This window comes from Rhodococcus sp. KB6 (genome assembly GCF_001445685.1).
GTDB classification, from domain to species: Bacteria; Actinomycetota; Actinomycetes; order Mycobacteriales; family Mycobacteriaceae; genus Rhodococcus_F; species Rhodococcus_F qingshengii.
Genome location: NZ_LNAK01000043.1, coordinates 507,469 through 526,824, shown reverse-complemented (window position 1 = coordinate 526,824; position 19,356 = coordinate 507,469). Strand labels below are relative to the sequence as shown.

Annotated in this window: 18 protein-coding genes and 1 riboswitch; of the genes, 12 read left to right on the top strand and 6 right to left on the bottom strand. The window is 62.7% G+C overall.

Features of this window, described 5'->3' with window-relative positions:
* Positions 1 to 46 precede the first annotated feature (46 nt).
* Complete coding sequence (locus ASU23_RS09575) at positions 47 to 1,135, bottom strand: 3-deoxy-7-phosphoheptulonate synthase (protein ID WP_003940571.1); 1,089 nt, start codon at positions 1,133 to 1,135, stop codon at positions 47 to 49.
* Positions 1,136 to 1,508: 373 nt separating this feature from the next.
* On the opposite strand from ASU23_RS09575, the gene ASU23_RS09570 reads away from it, so the two are divergent.
* The 3 genes from ASU23_RS09570 to ASU23_RS09560 all read left to right on the top strand — a co-directional run bounded on the left by ASU23_RS09570 (position 1,509) and on the right by ASU23_RS09560 (position 3,512).
* Positions 1,509 to 2,558, top strand: coding sequence for an ABC transporter substrate-binding protein (locus ASU23_RS09570; protein WP_039973352.1), 1,050 nt, complete (start codon positions 1,509 to 1,511; stop codon positions 2,556 to 2,558).
* Positions 2,559 to 2,724: 166 nt separating this feature from the next.
* Positions 2,725 to 3,015, top strand: coding sequence for a CD225/dispanin family protein (locus ASU23_RS09565; protein ID WP_058037797.1), 291 nt, complete (start codon positions 2,725 to 2,727; stop codon positions 3,013 to 3,015).
* A gap of 50 nt (positions 3,016 to 3,065) precedes the next feature.
* A complete protein-coding gene (locus tag ASU23_RS09560; protein WP_051649551.1) occupies positions 3,066 to 3,512 on the top strand; it encodes a DUF2752 domain-containing protein in 447 nt (148 codons plus the stop codon).
* Positions 3,513 to 3,523: 11 nt separating this feature from the next.
* Here ASU23_RS09560 and ASU23_RS09555 read toward each other — a convergent pair whose 3' ends face one another.
* The 3 genes from ASU23_RS09555 to ASU23_RS09545 are packed head-to-tail and all read right to left on the bottom strand — an operon-like array spanning position 3,524 to position 6,608.
* Positions 3,524 to 4,624, bottom strand: coding sequence for a hypothetical protein (locus ASU23_RS09555; RefSeq protein WP_058037796.1), 1,101 nt, complete (start codon positions 4,622 to 4,624; stop codon positions 3,524 to 3,526).
* Complete coding sequence (locus ASU23_RS09550; RefSeq protein WP_007733586.1) at positions 4,624 to 4,941, bottom strand: nuclear transport factor 2 family protein; 318 nt, start codon at positions 4,939 to 4,941, stop codon at positions 4,624 to 4,626. Before ASU23_RS09550 ends, ASU23_RS09555 begins: the two co-directional genes overlap by 1 nt.
* Complete coding sequence (locus ASU23_RS09545; RefSeq protein WP_058037795.1) at positions 4,938 to 6,608, bottom strand: CdaR family transcriptional regulator; 1,671 nt, start codon at positions 6,606 to 6,608, stop codon at positions 4,938 to 4,940. Before ASU23_RS09545 ends, ASU23_RS09550 begins: the two co-directional genes overlap by 4 nt.
* Before the next feature lie 195 nt (positions 6,609 to 6,803).
* Between ASU23_RS09545 and pruA the strand changes: the two genes are divergently transcribed.
* The gene (gene pruA, locus ASU23_RS09540) at positions 6,804 to 8,465 is read left to right on the top strand and encodes an L-glutamate gamma-semialdehyde dehydrogenase (protein WP_058037794.1); all 1,662 of its coding nucleotides are present in this window, start codon (positions 6,804 to 6,806) and stop codon (positions 8,463 to 8,465) included.
* On the top strand, positions 8,465 to 9,430 hold the full coding sequence (locus ASU23_RS09535; RefSeq protein ID WP_003940479.1) for a proline dehydrogenase family protein: 966 nt from the start codon (positions 8,465 to 8,467) through the stop codon (positions 9,428 to 9,430). The genes pruA and ASU23_RS09535 overlap by 1 nt, the downstream gene beginning before the upstream one ends.
* Here the strand turns inward: ASU23_RS09535 and ASU23_RS09530 are convergent.
* A complete protein-coding gene (locus tag ASU23_RS09530; protein WP_058037793.1) occupies positions 9,427 to 10,725 on the bottom strand; it encodes an NtaA/DmoA family FMN-dependent monooxygenase in 1,299 nt (432 codons plus the stop codon). The genes ASU23_RS09535 and ASU23_RS09530 overlap by 4 nt on opposite strands.
* A gap of 113 nt (positions 10,726 to 10,838) precedes the next feature.
* Positions 10,839 to 11,384, bottom strand: a complete 546-nt coding sequence (locus ASU23_RS09525) for a CGNR zinc finger domain-containing protein (RefSeq protein WP_003939872.1) — start codon at positions 11,382 to 11,384, stop codon at positions 10,839 to 10,841.
* Between the two features lie 68 nt (positions 11,385 to 11,452).
* Between ASU23_RS09525 and ASU23_RS09520 the strand changes: the two genes are divergently transcribed.
* The 7 genes from ASU23_RS09520 (at position 11,453) to metE (ending at position 19,334) form a co-directional block, all read left to right on the top strand.
* Positions 11,453 to 12,400, top strand: a complete 948-nt coding sequence (locus ASU23_RS09520) for a DMT family transporter (protein ID WP_003940332.1) — start codon at positions 11,453 to 11,455, stop codon at positions 12,398 to 12,400.
* A 45-nt stretch (positions 12,401 to 12,445) separates the two neighbouring features.
* Positions 12,446 to 13,402: an ABC transporter ATP-binding protein gene (locus ASU23_RS09515; protein WP_042921758.1), complete on the top strand. Its 957-nt coding sequence runs from the start codon at positions 12,446 to 12,448 to the stop codon at positions 13,400 to 13,402.
* Positions 13,402 to 14,196 (top strand): ABC transporter permease, encoded by a 795-nt coding sequence (locus tag ASU23_RS09510; RefSeq protein ID WP_037128538.1) that lies wholly within the window; start codon positions 13,402 to 13,404, stop codon positions 14,194 to 14,196. Before ASU23_RS09515 ends, ASU23_RS09510 begins: the two co-directional genes overlap by 1 nt.
* The gene (locus ASU23_RS09505) at positions 14,197 to 15,321 is read left to right on the top strand and encodes a sensor histidine kinase (RefSeq protein ID WP_003940336.1); all 1,125 of its coding nucleotides are present in this window, start codon (positions 14,197 to 14,199) and stop codon (positions 15,319 to 15,321) included.
* Positions 15,318 to 15,947 carry a response regulator transcription factor gene (locus ASU23_RS09500; protein WP_003940330.1) on the top strand — a complete coding sequence of 210 codons (630 nt, stop codon included), beginning with the start codon at positions 15,318 to 15,320 and terminating at the stop codon, positions 15,945 to 15,947. The genes ASU23_RS09505 and ASU23_RS09500 overlap by 4 nt, the downstream gene beginning before the upstream one ends.
* A gap of 219 nt (positions 15,948 to 16,166) precedes the next feature.
* The gene (locus ASU23_RS09495) at positions 16,167 to 16,604 is read left to right on the top strand and encodes a helix-turn-helix domain-containing protein (RefSeq protein WP_003940179.1); all 438 of its coding nucleotides are present in this window, start codon (positions 16,167 to 16,169) and stop codon (positions 16,602 to 16,604) included.
* A 105-nt stretch (positions 16,605 to 16,709) separates the two neighbouring features.
* Positions 16,710 to 16,911, top strand: a riboswitch (cobalamin riboswitch).
* Positions 16,912 to 17,069: 158 nt separating this feature from the next.
* Positions 17,070 to 19,334, top strand: a complete 2,265-nt coding sequence (metE, locus tag ASU23_RS09490; RefSeq protein WP_058037905.1) for a 5-methyltetrahydropteroyltriglutamate--homocysteine S-methyltransferase — start codon at positions 17,070 to 17,072, stop codon at positions 19,332 to 19,334.
* The last annotated feature ends 22 nt before the right edge of the window (positions 19,335 to 19,356 follow it).

Genomic DNA, 19,356 nt, shown 5'->3' with positions numbered 1-19,356 from the left:
TGCGCCTTTTTGGTAGTTGGCGCTACCAAAAAGGCGCACGGGGGCGTCAGCCCCTCCGAGCCGCAACGGCCTGCGCCAGACGGTCCAACTGCGCTGCGGTGGTGGACCAGTCGATGCACGCGTCGGTGATCGACTGACCGTAGGTGAGCTCGTCCGCCTTGCCCAAGGTCAGGTCCTGACGGCCGGCCTCGATGAAACTCTCCAACATGACGCCCGCGATTCCCTGCTCGCCCTCGGTCAGACGTCGGGCAATGTCGTCGAGCACGATGACCTGACGCTCATGGTCCTTGCTGCTGTTACCGTGGCTCGCGTCGATGACCACGCGCTCGGGCAGGTTCGACTTACGCAGGCGGGCAAGGGTGTCCGCGACTGTCTCGGCATCGTAGTTCGGTCCGTCGCTACCACCACGAAGAATGACATGGCAGTCGGGGTTGCCCGCGGTACGGATCAAGGCAGCCTGGCCGTCGAGGTCCGTTCCGGGGAACACGTGGCTCGCTGCCGCGGCGCGGGTGCCGTCGACGGCTACCTGTACGTCGCCTTCGGTGGAGTTCTTGATACCGACGGGCATGGACAGCGCGCTGCACAGCTGACGGTGAACCTGACTGGCGGCGGTCCGGGCGCCGATCGCACCGTAGCTGACCAGGTCGGCAATGTACTGAGGCATGATCGGATCAAGGAACTCGCAGCCGACAGGCAGGCCCAGGCTCGACACGTCGAGAAGCAACTTGCGGCCGATACCGAGCCCGGTGTTGATGTCGAACGTGCCGTCGAGGTGGGGGTCGTTGAGCAGGCCCTTCCACCCGAGTGTGGTGCGCGGCTTTTCGAAGTAGACGCGCATGACGATGTGCAGATCGTCCCGCAGTTCTTCGGCCTTGGCGGCCAACCGGCGGGCGTAGTCCATCGCCGCTTCCGGATCGTGCACAGAGCACGGACCGACTACGACGATCAAACGATCGTCGTCACCGTTGAGGATGTTGATGGTGTCGGCCCGACCGGTGCGCACAGTGGCGGCCGCGACCTCGTCCGGAGCGTGCTGAGCACGAACAGTCGCCGGTGACACGAGCGGACTGATACTCACAGTGCGCTGATCGTCGAGGCTGTCCGAAGCTGCGGTGGTGTCGATGGTGACAGTCATGGGGTTTTCGGTTTCCTGTTCTCAGGCCGACCCCAGAGATGAAGAGAAACTCCAGCGAGCCGGTCTGTAGTCCGGCTCTTGGGTGGAGGTTGTCAGCGCGTGGTTACGCCGGCAGGCCCACCCGGGGCCGGCCTGCTAAACCAGAAATAGACGCGCTGCATGTCGGCCACGATACCTCGAGTTCGGATCAGATGGGCGCGCCCCTCCACAACGAGCCGAATCCGAGGGGAGAGTCCCGTGGCACGAGCCCGTGACGAATGGCCAAATCCGCTGAGCGATTGGCGCTTTCGAGCAAGGCTGCGGCTACGGAATTCGAATACGTTGGTCAGGCACCTGCCAATGCCCGGAACATCAGATGGAGCTGCGCCTTCTCATGCCTGTGATCGAATCGACCGAAACCTTCCACCCGACGGTGTCCCCTTTTGCGACCGATACCCCCTTGCAGTCGACAAGAGATGTGGACGGCGAGTTCACCCGTCTGATCGATTCCTTGACACGACGCGGATTCCTGGCCGGTGCGGCGGCGCTCGGTGCACTAGGCGCACTCTCTGCATGTTCGAGCGAATCCAGCGGCACCGAAGCCTCCGACGAGTGGGTCGACATCGTCGTCGCGGACCAGGCCTACCGCCTCCCGCGGGACCCCAAGCGCGTCGTGGTACTCGAAGCTCGAGGCGCCCTCGATTTTGCACTACTTGCCGAGTACCCGATCGTCGCGACCAATTGGGATCCGAAGTCTCAACTCATGCGCCAGGTACCCGCCGGCGCGGCTCGCCTCGGTGGGACGAACAACGAACCGAATGCCGAATCGATACTGAGCCACGACCCCGATCTTTTGGTCGTCGGGAAAGGCTGGTGGGATTACTACCAGGACAAGGGCCTGCTCGGCACTGACATCGCACCGGTGCTCGTCGTCGACGAGGGCACGACGAGCTCGTCGTGGAAGCAGGCCATGACCGCGCAGCTCACGGCTCTCGATCGCCGCGAAGTCGCCGAACGCGTCATCGCCCGATACAACGCCGAACTTGCGCAAGCGCGGGCCAAGATCGGTGGTCTCCTCGAAGGCAAGTCGATTGCGATCGCCGGCGCAGACAGCGGTCAGATCTGGCTGCAGAACAACACGTTCGCCGTCTCGGTTGCGCAGGACCTCGGCTTGAACGTCTTGACCGACGCTGCCCATGCCGCACCTGATCGGAAGGATTCGACTTTCTACAGCCTCGAGGAGCTTGCGATCTTCGACCAGGCCGACTTCGTCTTGCTACAGAACCCCGACGCTGTGGAAGCCGAGTCGCCCACGTGGAAACGAGTCCGCGCTGTCCAGGACGGCCATGTCGGGCATCTGCGATACGACCTCAACAACGGCCTCGCTCTGACTGCGATGGCCCTGGCCGCTGACATCGCCGAGCAGGTACAGGTCATGCGCTGACGTCTTCGGGATCGCCTTCCGAATCAGAAATCAACCGGATTCTCTGTCATACGAACAGTCGATACTGACTCACTCGGAAACGGATTATCTTGTCACCTGCCCGTGCTCTTCGCACGTCAGAGGGTGTTTCTCCGAACGCCCTGTTTCTCCGAACGCTAGGTGACCAATGACGCAGAACCCGTACTACGGCCAGCAACAACCGGTCGGCCCTCCGCCGGACAACAATCTGGTCTGGGCGATTCTCGTGACAGGGTTCTGCTGCCTCCCGCTCGGCATCGTCTCGATCGTCAAATCAAGCCAGGTCAACACTTTGTGGGCGCAAGGTCAGTTCGACGCTGCGCGAAAATCAGCTGACGATGCCAAGAAGTTCGCCTTGTGGTCAGTCGGCGCAGGTGTTGCCGTCGCTGTTCTGTACTTCCTTTTTGTCGTCGTCCTTGCCGGATCGAGTTCCCTGTGACCGCCGACGCCGACCGGCGACACTGATTAGCGGCCAAACACCGAACTGCAATGACACCGAATTGTGGTGACACCGAGAACGATGACATATCACGACTCGCCGCACTGAAGGCGCCAGCGGCAGTTGCATTCACGGCAATTGCGCTGTGCGCCTTCATCTCCTGGAGTGACCCCACCACACCTGGTGGGGTCATTCCCGTTTGTCCGACCAAAGCGCTGTTCAACGTCAATTGTCCCGGTTGCGGTAGCACTCGGATGGTGTACAGCCTCATCCACGGCGATTTCGGTGCAGCGATGCGTTTCAATGCCTTTGGCCTCGTGATGCTGCTTGCACTGGCGTTCACGTACGTCTCGTGGACGACCGCCCGCACCCGTGGAAGACCCGTCGTGCTCTGGCATCAGTTGCGCTGGTCACCGGCTGTGATCTTGACACTCGTGTTGATCTGGACGACGGTCCGCATAGCCCCGATCCCGATATTTGCCAGTCTCCGCGTCTAGGCCGGATCTCCTCACGCGTCCAAACGGAATACACCTCGCACCTGGCGTACGCCGTTGATCTGCACCTCGACGGCATGTTCGCCGGCGTAGTACTTCCGGGTGCTGATCGGTTTGAAGGAATGCCTCTTCGCGATACGGGCCGGCACCCCGGGTTCCAGCGTTCGTGTTGTCAGTTTGAAGACCTTGGGCGTCGTCTGCCCGTTGGCCTTCACGTGGTGGACGATGTAATCGATCACGACGGTGACGGACTCGCTGCCATTGTTCGTGACGGCGAAGCCGAAGGTGAGTTCTCCACCCGCATCAACTGTTTCGCGGTCGATGACGAACCCCTCGACCACGACGTCGGTGGGCGGCGAGAACCCCAAGAGGGACAGAGCATCTGGATCGCCGGCCTTGATCAACGTCCGCAATGCATGTTTGACGATTTTCAGTGTGTTGGCATCCGGTGTCTGCAGCCAACGCTTCGCAGTCGATGCTGCGAGCGCAGCGTCAGCACGACTGAGATCGTTGAGATGGTTTGCGACCGAACGTCGTACATATTCCGAATCATCCCGATACAGCTCGTCGAGAATGACGATTGTCGACTCGGGACGCGCCGTCAATTCTTTCACTCGTCTTCCCCAGGGCAAACGAGTACGAGTGCCTTCGGTCGCCAAGCGCCGGACGTGTTCGTCTTCATGGCCGGTCCAGGTGAGTGCGATCGCCAGCGAACGGTCAAGGTTCGTTTCGAGAAATGTGCGAATTGCGAATTCGGCCGTCAGACGCGACGTCAGCTCGGCAAGCAGAGCCATTCCCTCGTCGAAATCCGACTCGGAGCCACTTCGTGTCGCCGTGACGGCGACGGCTTCGGTCACCGGCCAGATCATCCAACCGGTGAAGGTCTCTTCTGAAAGCGCACGGCGGATGATCTCGGCGAAGGCCGGAAGATCCTGAGGCAGTTCGGCAGTCATCGCGTCCCGCACGACGCGCGTACGTTCGCCGAGACTCATACCGTCGAATTCGGATGTACTACCCCGAACGAGGGCGAGGCGTGTGTGACCGGAGGCTCGCTCTAGACAGCCTGCCAGATCGGCGACGACGGATTTCCCGAGCAGTTCGTCAGCGGTGGGCATCAGGGGCACACCGTGAGAGCGGAAATCCGATCACCGTCGAGAGTGAAATGGTGATGTAACTGGACGGGGCTTCCGGGAAAATCACCCTCGACCTTCACCGACACGACAACGGCCGAGCCTGGGGTGTTGACCGACTCGATCTTCTGGGTGAAGGTGAACGCCGTCGACACGGCGGACTTCCACGCCACGATTTCTTCGATCCCGACATACGTCCGGCCGTCGTCACGAACCACTGCGTCTTCGGTGAAAACGCCGCGGACGTCGCCGCCGTCGAAATACGCGCGCGCTGCGCCTGGCACCTTCGCTGAGTCGATCATTCGCGAAGAGTACTGCTGGGGTCCGACAGGTTCGGCGAACTCACTGCCCGAGCAGACGCCGCCAACTGAATCTCCATCAACAGCCTGGCCGACGGCTCGGAGAGGTCGGTATCCGTGATCTCCTCGACCCTCTTGATCCGATACCTGAGGGTGTTCGGGTGAATCCGAAGCTGCTCGGATGCACGTCGGACATCGCCCGAATGTGCGAGGTAAACGGAGATGCTTTCGCGCATGTTCGACCCGTTGCGTCTGTCGTAGACGTCCAGGGCGTCGACTCTCGGATCGTGCAGTTGCTCGTCGGCCGCAATGGTGTCCATGATTTCGCCCAGCAGCACCGGTGTGCGCGAGTCCGCGAGGGTGGTCACACGAACATCCCCCGACGTTCCGTCCAAGACCCGATCCACTTCGGCCCGAGCCTGGGCCACCTCCGCAAGCGTCGAAACCGGCGACGAGACCGCGGCCCGTAGCCCCGAAGGCGACACCTTGTCCAAACGCGCGACAACTTCGCGGGTCCACGAGACTGTGGATTTCACGGATTGGGTTCGCGGAAACAGCACATAGATCCGGGTGCCGACGGCACTCACCAGCGATTCACGCTGAAAGGCGCTGGCGTGCAGTCGCAAAGACGACACGAGTTCGCCCGAAGACGGCAGCCCACCGTTTCCGATACTCGCCACTCCGACCACCATCGCCGGTCCGCACATCGGGATGGTCAACGAGGCGGCGAGCGAAGGAACGTCGACACCGCCGCCGCGAACCCCGAGCAACCGCTGAATCTGTATCGCCTCGTTACTCGGCGCGTCTCGGATGCGCGAAATCAGCCGAGCAGCAACGGCCGCGGCACCGCGGAGCACGCTGTCGGCATCGCCGGCAATGGGAACCGGGCCTTCCTGCACCCAGATCGTGCCGAGAAGATCAGAGCTGAAACCGCTCTCCCCCTTGACATTGTCGGATATTCTCCGAATCGGAACCACCAACCGTCGCCTGATCGCAAGGTCGTCGTGAGCGGGCACCTCCACTACGTCGTCGCTTCGCCGCAGGCTCTCGAAGACGCCCCACTCCTGTAGCTTTCGGAGGTATTCGCGAGGTCCTTCGCGGCCGAGGATTGATTGCCGACGTAGCTCGTCCGCAGCATCTCCCGATGCCGAATAGGCCAAGACGTGGGAATGCTCGTCCTCGATGCTGACCATCCCCCGCGTGATTGCGGCGACGTTCTGCGCCAGCTCGAACAAGTCTGTGTCACTACCGAATACGATGTCGTCCGAATCCTGTCGGGACACCGAATGATCGAGCACGCCCCGGATGGTCGTGAACAATCGATCCCAACGAGCATCCGGATGGACCGCTATCAAGGCGATCCCGGCGCGCTGTGCCGCCGCACGCACCGACGTGTCCGAGGCCTCCTTCGACATGACGGCCCGAGGCGCTGATCCCTTCTGATCGAGGCGGTTCAGCCAGGCCGCCAATTCGGCTGCGCCGATACCGACAGCGAGCCAGAGCTCAGAGGATTCGACGGCCGCGGTTCTGGGGCGCGTGAGGTCCCCGACCTCTGCGAACACCACGGAGTCGACGAAGACGTCATCACCTGACGGCGCGAGGACGAGCTCGACAAAAGCTCCGCCCAGCGCCCGAAGGACCGCGTCGAGCCTGACCCCACGGATAGACACGTACCCCCCACTCTCCGGACCGTCGCAACGCCTCAACTTCGAGAATAGTGCATTTTCCTGCGAAAACGGTTCAGCCGATCGGACAAACACGGACACCGATGTTTGGCCGCTCAGCGGATTACTCGCCGACGTCTTTCGACTTGACTGGTTCACGACACGACAACTGCCCACTCCTGAGTCTGCCGAAGGATCGTCATGGACGCCGTTACCAATGTCCCCCACCCAGCCAACGAACCGGTGAACAATTACGCGCCGGGAAGCCCGGAACGATCGCGCCTCCGTACGAAACTGACCGAACTGGCCGAATCGCCGACCGACATCAGGCAGGTCATCGGCGGCATCCACCGAACTGCGGAAGGTAAGCGAGAGAGCGTTGTTCAACCACACCGTCACAGTTCGGTGCTCGGATCGTATGCGGGCGCAACCCACTCGGACGTTCGTGATGCCATCGACGCCGCCACACTCGCCGCCCCGGCCTGGCGCGACCTCTCGTTCGACGACCGCGCTGCGGTCTTCCTCCGCGCCGCCGATCTACTTTCCGGCCCGTGGCGCGAAACCATCGCCGCCGCAACAATGCTCGGCCAGTCGAAGACCGCATACCAGGCCGAGATCGACGCGCCCTGCGAACTGATCGACTTCTGGCGTTTCAACGTCGCGTTCGCACGTCAGATACTCGCCGACCAACCCGTTTCCGCTCCGGGAGTGTGGAATCGCGTCGAATATCGTCCACTCGAAGGTTTCGTCTACGCGATCACTCCCTTCAATTTCACCGCCATCGCCGGAAATCTCCCCACAGCACCGGCTCTGATGGGCAACACCGTGATCTGGAAGCCGTCACCCACGCAGGCCGTCGCGGCGTACCTGACAATGCAACTACTCGAAGCTGCCGGCCTCCCGCCCGGGGTGATCAATCTTGTTCTCGGCGACGGCCCCTTGGTGTCCGAGGTCGCGCTTGCCGACCCCCGACTGGCGGGTATCCACTTCACCGGATCCACCGCAACGTTCCAGCGTTTGTGGCGTGAGGTCGGAGCCAACATCTCGAACTACCGGACGTATCCGCGTCTCGTCGGCGAAACCGGCGGCAAGGATTTTGTACTCGCACACAGTTCCGCTGACCCGGACGTACTCACGACGGCATTGATTCGCGGGGCCTTCGACTACCAGGGCCAGAAATGTTCGGCCGCATCACGGGCGTTCATCCCGAAGTCGGTGTGGGCCAAGATGGGCGACACGTTCATCGACACTGTGTCGTCGTTGAAGTACGGAGACGTCACCGACCTGACGAACTTCGGCGGCGCCGTCATCGACCAACGTTCGTTCGACCGAAACGCCGCCGCGATCGTCCGCGCCAAGTCGACCAGCAGCCTCACCATCGCAGCAGGCGGCGACTACGACGACCGCGAAGGATTCTTCATCTCGCCGACGGTCCTGCTCGGTGACGACCCCAGTGACGAGGCCTTCAGCACCGAGTACTTCGGCCCCATCCTTTCGCTTCACGTCTACGACGACTCCGCACCGAATGCCTACGCCGACATCCTCGCTCGTATCGACAGCGGATCCGCTTACGCCCTGACCGGTGCCGTGATCGCCACCGACCGTGCGGCCGTCGATCAAGCTCATCATGGTCTGCGGTTCGCCGCCGGAAACTTCTACGTCAACGACAAGCCGACGGGAGCGGTTGTCGGACAACAACCCTTCGGAGGTGCGCGGGCTTCGGGTACCAACGACAAGGCCGGTTCGCCGCAGAATCTGCTCCGTTGGGCGTCGACACGCACCGTCAAGGAAACCTTCGTTCCTCCCACCGATCATCGTTACCCCCACCAGGACGTCGATCCAGCCGAGAGCGAGAACCGTTGATGAGTGCCGTCTCGCTGAGCAACCCACTGCGCCCGGTGCTCCTCGCGGCGGCACGCTCGTCGCGACTGGAGAAGACAGTCTCCGGGATGACCTTGACCCGCAAGCTTGTAGACAGGTTCGTCGCCGGGGACGCGGAACCCGCAGCGATGTCAGCGGTGCGCGACATCCTCACCAGTGGCCGGTTCGTGACGGTCGACTACCTCGGCGAGGACACCACCGATCCGGCTCAGGCAACAGCTACCGTCGATGCCTATCTCTCCCTTCTCCGCTCGTACGCAACGCTTTCCGAGATTGCCGGGACGCAACACTCCCTGGAGGTTTCGCTCAAGCTCTCCGCGTTGGGGCAGTCGCTTCCCGGTGACGGCGAGAAGATCGCCCTGGCGAACGCTCACCGAATCGTCACAGCGGCAGACGAAGTGGGCGCGTGGGTCACCGTCGATGCGGAGGATCACACCACCACCGACTCGACACTGTCCATCGTCGAAGAGTTGCGCCGCGACTTCCCGACGCTCGGCACGGTCCTGCAGGCGTACCTACACCGCACCGAGGCCGACTGCCGGCACTTCTCCGGATCAGGTTCACGAATTCGGCTGTGCAAGGGTGCATACAAGGAACCGGCCGGCGTCGCGTTCCAAAAGGCCGCCGAAGTCGACGCGTCGTACGTGCGTTGCCTGAAGGTCTTGATGGAAGGTGACGGATACCCGATGGTGGCCTCCCACGATCCCACCATGATCGACGCCGCCCTCGGACTCGCCACACTGACCGAGCGGACAGCCGCGGATTTCGAGTTCCAGATGCTCTTCGGCATCCGCGACGGCGAACAACGCAGATTGGTAGCCGAAGGCAATCACCTGCGGGTCTACGTTCCCTACGGCAGCCAGTGGTACGGCTACTTCATGCGTCGCCTGGCGGAAAGACCGGCCAACCTCATGTTCTTCATGCGCTCACTCGCTTCCAACAACTAGACACCGGAAACCGGTGGCAGCGGTGGCAACTCGAGGTTTTCGCGAAAGGTACCGCCGACGTAGTCGGATCCCACGATTTCGCGCTTGCGCAGCTCCGGCAGCAGCCCGTTCGTGACGAAATCGCGTGTACGCGGATCGGCAAGGTCACCGAGCGTGATGACGTCGAGTACGCCCGCGTCGTATCGTTCCTCGATCGCGTCCGCGAGCTGTTCCGGGGTGCCCGCCGCTGCCCAGTGGCCGGTGTCCTTGGACGCGATGATCAACTCACGCAGAGTCTTTCCTTGTGATGCGAGCTTGCCGAAGATCTCGACCCGGCCCCGTCGTCGATTCACCGACGACGGGTCCGGCAACAACGACTCCGGGATCGGCCGATCCAGCGGCAATTCCGAGAAATCCACGTCACCGCCGAACATGTCGGCAAGCCTGGTGCGTCCGGCGTCGAAGTCCGTCGATTCCTCGGCTTCTCTGACCAATCGTTCGACTTCGGCTTCGGTAGCGCCGTACGTTGCGTGGAACGAGCTGAAAATCAGTGGCAGTTCGTCCCCACGCCCCAACTCTGCCGCCCTGGCGCGGATCGTCTTCGTGTAGGTGACCGCGTCCTCGAAGGTTGCGAGAGAAGTGAATACGACCTCGGCGAAGCGAGCACCCAGTTCGATACCTCCGGCAGATTGGCCTGCCTGGAATTGGACCGGACGACGCTGCGGCAGGGATGGAATGTTCAACGGCCCCTGCACGGTGAAGTACTTGCCTCGGTGCTCGATGGGGACCACCCTCGACGGATCCAGCACCGCAGAGCCCTCTCCCCGGATCAAGGCGCCGGGCTTCCAGCTGTCGAAGAGCGCGTTGACCACCTCGAGCGATTCGGCCGCTCGGGCGTACCGCTCCTCCGGACTCGGCAGGTCCAGGTCGCTGTAGTTCTCTTCTCCGAGTGAGGAAGTGACGGCATTCCATGCGGCTCGACCATTGCTGACGTGGTCCAGGGTGCCGAACAACCGTGCCAGGTTGAATGGGTGATGAAACGTCGTCGTGACGGTGGCGATGAGCCCCACATGGGTGGTGACCGCACTCAGCGCGGCAAGGAAGATCAACGGCTCCTGCGCACCGATCGCGCCCTGCGCACCGAAACTCAGCAGGTCGGCGGCAAACAGTCCGTCGATCTTGTTCGCCTCGGCCGTCTTTGCGACGTCGATCGCGGACGCGACCGTCGAAGTCGTCGGATCGATCGCGGCGTCGTAGATACTCACCGCCCCGCTGACACCGGTCACCGTCTTGAGTGGACGCCTACGATCGGCCACCGACCATCCTCCTGGCTTCGCGAAATCTGTTCCGAATTCACAACGCTAGACCGATCCTGGCTCCCGACAAGGTATTCACTCAGCCTGGTTCTATCCCTCCGAACGCCGCTTGGTCACGCCCCGGATTTACGGGCACGATAGGCGGCGACGTGCGCCCTGTTCCCACAGTTCCCGGTGTCGCAGTATCGCTTCGAACGATTGCGCGACAAATCCACGAAGACCGCTTCGCAGTCCGGGGCCTCGCACCATCGCAACCTCGAGAATTCGTCGGTTCGGATCAGATCGAGCACACCCATCGCCGCTTCTGCGGCCATCCGGTCCACCAGTGGCGAATCGTCAGCGGTGACGTGCAGGTGCCAGCCGAGGTCGTCGTGCCTGGTGAGCCGCGGCCTCGCGCCCGATTCGAGTAGCAGTGTGTTCACCACCTCGACGGCGTCGTCCACTCCCGCGGCTTCCCAGAACTTTCGCAGTCGTGGACGCAGCGCACGAACCGCCGTCAATTCCTCCGGTGTGCCGTCCCGCCTGCCGGTCCAGCGATCCGCGTCGAGAAACCGTGTCAGCTCCTCTTGATCCGGAAGCAGTTCGGCCCCGCCGCGGGCCGTGTTGACCAACGACGCGGCGAAGACGAGCGCCGATTCCGTGTCACCAGCAAAATGCACTTTGACTCCTGAGCCGTATCAACCTAATGTCAGCATCGTAATCGCTTTTACTCCTGACGGGTGACGACGTGAACTCTCGCAACGGCTTGATCTTCGCTCTGCTGTCCGCGGCAACGTTCGGCGTATCGGGCCCGTTCGCGAAATCTCTCATCGAATCAGGGTGGTCCCCCGGCGGCGCAGTGTTCGCGCGCGTTGCCGGCGGCGCACTGGTGATGATGGTGATCGCCGTAGCCACCCAATGGCCTCGCCTACGACAGGTGAGCACCCACACGCGAACGGTACTGCTGTACGGGGTGTTCGCGATCTCGGGCGTTCAACTGTGCTTCTTCAATGCCGTGCAACATCTTTCGGTCGGCGTCGCATTGCTTCTCGAGTACCTTGCACCGATCATCGTCATCGGGTGGGTGTGGATAACCAAGGGCGCACGTCCGAGCGTGCAGACGCTTCTCGGTGCGGCGGTGGCCTTGATCGGCGCCGCCGTGGTGATCGACGTCTTCGGATCGGCAGAGATCAGTGCCGTCGGAGTCGCCTGGGGACTGGCCGCCGCGGCATGCCTTGCAGTCTATTTCGTCATTTCCGAACGTGCGGACGGTGATCTCCATCCAGTTGTTCTCGCGGCATCGGGGCTCACGGTCAGTGCAGTGGTCATCGGCGCGCTCGGACTCGTAGGCGTCCTCCCCCTCCAGTTCTCGGCCTCGAACGCAGTCGTGGCAGACCATTCGGTGAACGTGTGGCTGCCGGTGGTGGTCCTGGTCCTGGTCAGCACCGTCATTGCCTATCTCACCGGCATCGCCGCGATCACGCTGCTGGGGCCGACAATCGGGTCTCTGGTAGCGCTGACCGAAGTGCTGTGCGCGGTCGTCGCCGCGTGGATCCTGGTCGGGGAATCCGTCACCGCACTCCAAGCTGTAGGTGGCGCAGCAATCATCGCGGGGTTGGTCCTCGCGCGCCTCGGCCAGGTTGCACCGAAACAGATACCGGCCGACCCGATGACAAATGTCATGGCAGAAGAATGACGGACAGACGAGGGATCACGACCTCGAAGCGAGCAGATTCTATGTATGACCTCAACACAGGCACGGCATTCACCACAGGCACTGCATACACGCACTGAAGGATCGGCACACGACGCCGTCCGGTTGACCGGACTTCGCAAGAGTTTCGGAACCGTCGACGCCGTCAAAGGTATCGACCTGAGCATCCGCCCCGGCGAGATCGTCGCGTTCCTCGGCCCGAACGGCGCAGGCAAGACGACAACCATCGACATGATCCTCGGCCTGTCCCGGCCGACGTCAGGCGAGGTGAGCGTCTTCGGAATGTCACCTCGATCGGCGATTGCCCGCGGACTCGTCTCGGCAGTCATGCAGACCGGCGGACTACTGAAAGAGCTGACGGTTGCCGAGACTGTGCAGCTGACCGCCAGCCTGTACTCCCAATCCCGTCCGGTCGACGAAGTGCTGGGGAGAGCCGGAATCCTCGACATCTCCGATCGCCTGGTCAGCAAATGCTCAGGCGGACAACAACAGCGGTTGCGATTTGCGATGGCGTTGCTGTCGAACCCGCAATTGCTCATTCTCGACGAGCCCACCACCGGCATGGACGTCGAAGGGCGTCGGGACTTTTGGTCCGCCATCCGCGCCGACGCAGATCACGGTCGCACTGTGCTTTTTGCGACGCACTACCTCGAAGAGGCCGATGTCTACGCCGACCGCATCATCCTGGTCAGGCAAGGCACCGTGGTCGCAGACGGGACCACCGCCGAGGTCAAGGCGATGGCGTCCGGACGCACCCTGCGCGCGACTGTTCCAGGCATCACCGACGAACTCCTGCGAGCCATACCGAACTCCGACGCCGTCGAGGTGCGCGGTGAGTCGCTGCTCGTGCACTCGGGTGACACCGATGCCGTTGCACGGTTCCTGTTGACCAATACGCAGGCTCGCGATCTCGAAATCGTCTCGCGTGGCCTCGAAGACGCATTCATCGCACTCACGTCGAACAACTCCGAAGGACAGAAGTGATGACCACTGCAACCGAAGCGAACACCTACGGAGCCGAGCGAACCGTCGTACCTCTCGGCGGATTCAACACGACGCTACTGCGACTGGAATTTCGTCGCCTGACTCGCAACCGGCGCACGATGATCTTCACGCTCGTCATGCCGGTTGTCTTCTTCCTCGTCTTCGGTCTCGGTCAAGGCGACGACGACCACGGGATCGGGCACGGCAATGTCGCCGCGTACATCATGATCAGCATGGCCCTGTACGGCGCGATGCTGGCCACCACCAGCGGCGGCGCGATGGTCTCGATCGAACGAGCGTCCGGGTGGAGCCGACAACTTCGGCTGACTCCCCTGACCCCGGTCGCCTACATCGCCGTCAAACTGATCATGGCGATGCTGCTCGGTCTCGTCTCGATTCTCGTGGTCTACGTCGTCGGCGCGTTCACCTCAGCGCAGATGGACGGATCACTCTGGTTCACAACGGCATTGATCGCCTGGCTGGGATCGTCGATCTTCGCGGCCTTCGGCCTGTTCATGGGGTACCTACTCCCCAGTGAGAACGTCATGCAGTTGCTCGGACCGGGACTGGCTCTGCTCGCATTCGGCGGCGGACTCTTCGTACCACTCACCGACGGTTCCGTATGGGCGACCATCGCACAGTTCACCCCGATGTTCGGCATCAACGCCCTCGCCCATGCACCGTTGACGGCCAATAGCATTCACTGGACCTGGATCGTCAATATCCTGGTGTGGTTCGCCATCTTCGCCGGCGGAGCGATCTGGCGGTTCCAACGAGATACGGAGCGTGTGTAGTTGTCGCAAACGACTGACCGAGAAGATTCCGTCGCGCTCCCGCGGCGGAATCGTTTCGGCGTTCTCTTCGCGGCGGTCTGGATGGTATTTCTCGGCGGGCCGCTGATCGAGGGATGGAATCTACGCGACGAACTGCGCGGCTGGACAGGGATTCTCGCGACGATCGCCTTCAGTGCCCTCTACCTCTACACCTTCGCCACAACGCAGCAGCGGCGTCGAATGACGATGACTCGGCCGACGATTCGCGAAGCTGCACTGGCTCTGTCCGCCTTGACCGCGTTGGCCGCTGTGATGATCGTGAGCGTCGGGCCGACAGGTTTGACAGCAGCACCGTATCTCGCGGTGACAGCGGTGACGCTGTTGCCGACCGTCGCCGGCGGCATTCTCGCTTTGGTGTTCGCGGCCTCCGTGGAGATAGTCAGCCTCTCGTCCGGATGGGGAAACTACTCCGGACTCTCACTCGGAGTCTGCGCGGCCGCGTTCGCGACCTGGGGAATCATGTCCCTGATCAGCCGCAACTTCGCCATACTCCATGAACGCGAAGAGCAGGAGCAGCGGGCAATCATGGAGGAGCGAACGAGGATGGCGCGCGATCTGCACGACATCCTCGGGCACTCGCTGACCGTCATCACGATCAAAGCCGAACTGGCCAATCGCCTACTCGATGTCGATATCGAACGTGCGCGCAACGAACTCGACGACCTCGAAAGACTTTCGCGTGACGCGCTGGCGGACGTGCGCTCGGCCGTCGAAGGATTTCGTGGGATTTCTCTTCCCGTCGAGATAGCCCGAGCGCGAGAGGCATTGCGTGCGGCTGGTATCGAGGACGAGGTGCCGAGCAGTACCGACATGGTTCCCACGCGTCTTCGGGAACTCTTTGCATGGACGATCCGTGAGGGCGTCACCAACGTCGTTCGACACAGCGGTGCGACCCACTGCCGGATCACGGTCGACGAAAATAGTGCGTCGGTCGTCGACGACGGACGAGGGGCCGAGTCGACGTCTTCCGGAAACGGTCTGATCGGATTGCGCGAGCGCGCCGGAGCGTCGGGCGCACGAGTGATCATCACTCATCCCCAGCCGCAGGGGTTTGCACTTCAGGTAGTCGAACAGGAGACAGAGTGAACAGCCAGGGCGATCGAGCAACCATACGGCTGCTCTTGGCGGACGATCAGGCGCTCGTGCGAGGAGCTTTGGCCGCGCTGCTCGATCTGGAATCCGACCTGTCCGTGGTGGCCGAGGTCGGTCGCGGCGACGAGGTGGTGTCCGCCGTTCTCGAACACCGCCCGGACGTCGCGCTTCTGGACGTCGAGATGCCCGGCATGGACGGAATCGCCGCGACGGCGGCCCTTCGCGAGGCAGCACCCGACACCCGGGTTCTGATCGTCACCACGTTCGGCCGTCCCGGATTTCTTCGTAAAGCCCTGCACGCCGGGGCCGGCGGGTTCGTCGTCAAGGACACCCCCGCCAGGCAGCTTGCCGACGCGGTCAGGCGTGTCCACGCCGGACTGCGCGTCGTCGATCCCACCCTTGCGGCCGACAGCCTCGTCAGCGGCGAGTCGCCCCTGACGGAGCGTGAGACCCAAGTACTGCGCGCCGCTCACGACGGCGCACCCGTGGCAGCCATCGCAGGGGCGCTCTTCCTGTCCGCAGGGACAGTTCGAAATCATCTGTCATCCGCGATGGGTAAGACGGGTGCGTCGACGCGCGCGGAAGCCGTCAGAATCGCCGAGTCGAACGGCTGGCTCTGATCCGCGCGTCTGGAATAGCCTTCCCCGGCAAATAGTTCGCCGTTCGATTCGTGATGGCGATTTGTCCAGATCACTCAAAGTAGGGACCTTCTACCCTAGGGATTTTCCCTGCAAACGACCGCTTCGCGAGAATCTGAAACAGCTAATCGTTCGATAACTGGCTATGATGCAGTTAATTGAACCGACGGAGCCTGTGCGTAGCGGGGGAAGGGACGTCTCATGTCGAACCAGTTCAACGATCGCTTGAACTCGCTGTTCGAGACTGCCGACTTTCACGTCACCAACGCGATGGTCGTTCGCGGCATGACCGAGTTCGGCTGCCGTATCTCGACGCCGTACCTGTCGCAACTGCGCACCGGCGTCCGAACCAATCCGTCACCCGAAGTGGTTGCCGCCCTCGCCCACTTCTTCAAGGTCCATCCGGACTACTTCTACGCCCCGTCCGATCACACTCCGCCCGCGATCTCAGGTGGCGAGGCAGACCTCTCCCTCCTCGAACAGCTGCACAACGTGCGCCTGCGGAACCTCACCTCCCGTGTCGTCGACCTCTCACCGTCTTCACAGGATCTGCTTGTCGAAATGGCGGAGAATCTACGTTCCTCCGAAAATCTTCCGCGCGTACCACCGGACTCGAATTCCTACATGTCACGCGCATAGCGCCCTTCGCCGACTCTCCTTGACTGCTCAGGGAGGGTTGGCCTTATGCTGGTCGATGCAGCTGGTTCGCCCGGCACGGTCATGAGGAGCCCCGAAGACCGGTCCCGGCGTCGAAGCTCCGTCAGCGCAAGCTGTCGGGGTGAGAGGGAACCCGGTGAAAATCCGGGACTGTCCCGCAGCGGTAAGCAGGAACGACCGCCGTTCATGTGCACTGGGCATCCGCCTGGGAAGCGACGGCCAGTAGGTTCGATCCAACTCGATCGAGTGCCCGCGAGTCCGAAGACCTGCCGACTGTGTCGGGCACGCCGTGCCCGACGGTCCACCGCCTCGTGGAATGGGCGTGTAGATCTCCATCGGACCTCGTGTGCGGTGCGGGCAGTGCTGCCCGCTGAAACTCGGGGTCTCGTGAGGTGTACCCGTCTGCCGGCAGTGGCCATCAGTGCATTGGCAATCTGGAGAAACTCCGTGACAACAACATTCACTTCGACCGTGCTGGGCTCACCGCGCATCGGTCCTCATCGAGAACTCAAGCGGGCAACCGAAAGCTACTGGGCAGGGCGCATCGACGCCGACGCCCTGCAGGCTGTCGCCCGTGACCTCCGTCGGCAGGGCTTGGCCGACCTCCGTGACCTGGGCCTCGACTCCGTCCCGGTCAATACCTTCTCCTTCTACGACCAGATGCTCGACACCGCAGTTCTTCTCGGCGCGCTGCCCGACCGCGTCGCGTCGGTCGCCGATCCGTTGGACCGCTACTTTGCCGCTGCCCGTGGGACGGACACCATCGCGCCGCTCGAAATGACGAAGTGGTTCGACACCAACTACCACTACCTGGTGCCGGAGATCTCGCCGTCCACCACGTTCGCACTCGACCCGTCCAAGGTCTTGTCCGAACTGGCAGAAGCACTTTCCGACGGCATTGCAGCCCGCCCGGTCGTCATCGGACCGGTCACCTTCCTGCTGCTCTCGAAGGCTGTCGGCACTGACGAGCCGCTGCTCTCGCGACTCGAAGAACTACTCCCCCTCTACGCGGATCTACTCGGTCAGCTCGCGAAGGCCGGTGCGAGCTGGGTTCAGCTCGACGAACCGGCCCTCGTGGGCGATCGCACCGACGAGGAAATCGAAGCGGCACGCGCTGCGTACGAACAGCTTTCAGCGCTGTCCGAGCGGCCGTCGATCCTGTTGGCGTCGTACTTCGGTTCGCTGCGTGAGGCGCTGCCCGCGCTTGCGTCCACCAGCGTCGAAGGATTTGCCGTCGACCTGGTGGCCGGTCAGGATTCGATCGGCTCCGTCCCCGAACTCGCCCGCAAACTGGTCGTCGCCGGTGTGGTCGACGGACGAAACATCTGGCGGTCGGATCTGGATTCGGCACTGAGCACGTTGGGTGCTCTGTTGGGCAGCGTGGATACTCTTGCCGTCTCCACATCGTGCTCCCTGCTGCACGGTCCGTACACTCTCGACGCAGAGGCCGATGTCGACAAGGCCCTGCGCTCGTGGCTCGCGTTCGGCACCGAGAAGGTCAAGGAAGTAGTAACTCTCGCAACCGCTCTCACACAGGGCCGAGAGTCGGTGGAGGACGAGTTCGCTCTGGCACGAGCGGCCGCGTCGACCCGCAAGGACGATCGCAGACTCAATGATGCGAGTGTTCGGGGACGCCTGGCCGCCGTGCTGAACTCGGCGACCGGTCGCGCGCCCGCCGCCGAACGTCGCGCTGCCCAGGACGAACTGCTTTCTCTGCCGCCGCTGCCCACGACGACAATCGGTTCGTACCCGCAAACCTCGAAGATCCGCATCGCTCGCGCAGCACTGCGCAAGGGCGAGATCGACGAAGCCGAGTACGTCAACCGTATGCGCGCCGAAATTGCCGAAGTTGTTGCGCTCCAGGAAAAGCTGGACCTGGACGTTCTTGTTCACGGTGAGCCGGAACGCAACGACATGGTCCAGTACTTCGCGGAGCAGTTGGACGGATTCTTCGCCACCGCCAACGGTTGGGTCCAGTCGTACGGCACCCGCTGCGTGCGTCCGCCGATTCTGTACGGCGACGTCTCCCGCCCGAAGCAGATGACCGTCGACTGGATCACGTACGCGCAGTCCCTGACCGACAAGCCGGTCAAGGGCATGCTCACCGGACCCGTCACCATTCTGGCCTGGTCGTTCGTCCGCGACGACCAACCCCTCGCCGACTCGGCAAATCAAGTCGCACTGGCCATTCGAGACGAGACCGTCGACCTGCAGGCCGCCGGAATCGGAATCATCCAGGTTGACGAACCCGCTCTACGAGAACTACTCCCACTGCGTGCCGAGGATCAGCGCGCCTACCTGGACTGGTCGGTCGGCGCCTTCCGGTTGGCTACCTCGGGCGTCGCGGATTCCACCGCGATCCACACGCACCTGTGCTACTCCGAGTTCGGAGCGGTGATCGGCGCCATCGCCGGCCTCGACGCGGACGTCACGTCCATCGAGGCGGCGCGCTCACACATGGAGGTCCTCGACGATCTCAGTTCGGTCGGGTTCGACCTCGGCGTCGGGCCGGGTGTCTACGACATCCACTCGCCGCGGGTGCCGAGCGTCGACGAGATTGCCGAATCCCTGCGTGAGGCACTCAAAGCTGTTCCTGTCGAGCGGTTGTGGGTCAACCCGGACTGCGGTTTGAAGACCCGCGGTTCCGTCGAGGTCGAGGCGTCACTGCGTAACCTCGTCGAAGCCGCGAAGTTGGTACGAGCGGAGCTATAGGGGCAAAGCCCCTGTGCGCCTT

Bases quoted from the DNA above. Each gene is read 5' to 3' on its own strand.
- ASU23_RS09555 (WP_058037796.1), bottom strand. From the start codon at position 4,624: ATGCCCACCGCTGACGAACTGCTCGGGAAATCCGTCGTCGCCGATCTG.
- ASU23_RS09570 (WP_039973352.1), top strand. From the start codon at position 1,509: ATGCCTGTGATCGAATCGACCGAAACCTTCCACCCGACGGTGTCCCCT.
- ASU23_RS09495 (WP_003940179.1), top strand. From the start codon at position 16,167: ATGTCGAACCAGTTCAACGATCGCTTGAACTCGCTGTTCGAGACTGCC.
- ASU23_RS09560 (WP_051649551.1), top strand. From the start codon at position 3,066: ATGACACCGAATTGTGGTGACACCGAGAACGATGACATATCACGACTC.
- ASU23_RS09565 (WP_058037797.1), top strand. From the start codon at position 2,725: ATGACGCAGAACCCGTACTACGGCCAGCAACAACCGGTCGGCCCTCCG.
- ASU23_RS09515 (WP_042921758.1), top strand. From the start codon at position 12,446: ATGACCTCAACACAGGCACGGCATTCACCACAGGCACTGCATACACGC.
- ASU23_RS09535 (WP_003940479.1), top strand. From the start codon at position 8,465: ATGAGTGCCGTCTCGCTGAGCAACCCACTGCGCCCGGTGCTCCTCGCG.
- pruA (WP_058037794.1), top strand. From the start codon at position 6,804: ATGGACGCCGTTACCAATGTCCCCCACCCAGCCAACGAACCGGTGAAC.
- ASU23_RS09550 (WP_007733586.1), bottom strand. From the start codon at position 4,941: ATGATCGACTCAGCGAAGGTGCCAGGCGCAGCGCGCGCGTATTTCGAC.
- ASU23_RS09510 (WP_037128538.1), top strand. From the start codon at position 13,402: ATGACCACTGCAACCGAAGCGAACACCTACGGAGCCGAGCGAACCGTC.
- ASU23_RS09575 (WP_003940571.1), bottom strand. From the start codon at position 1,135: ATGACTGTCACCATCGACACCACCGCAGCTTCGGACAGCCTCGACGAT.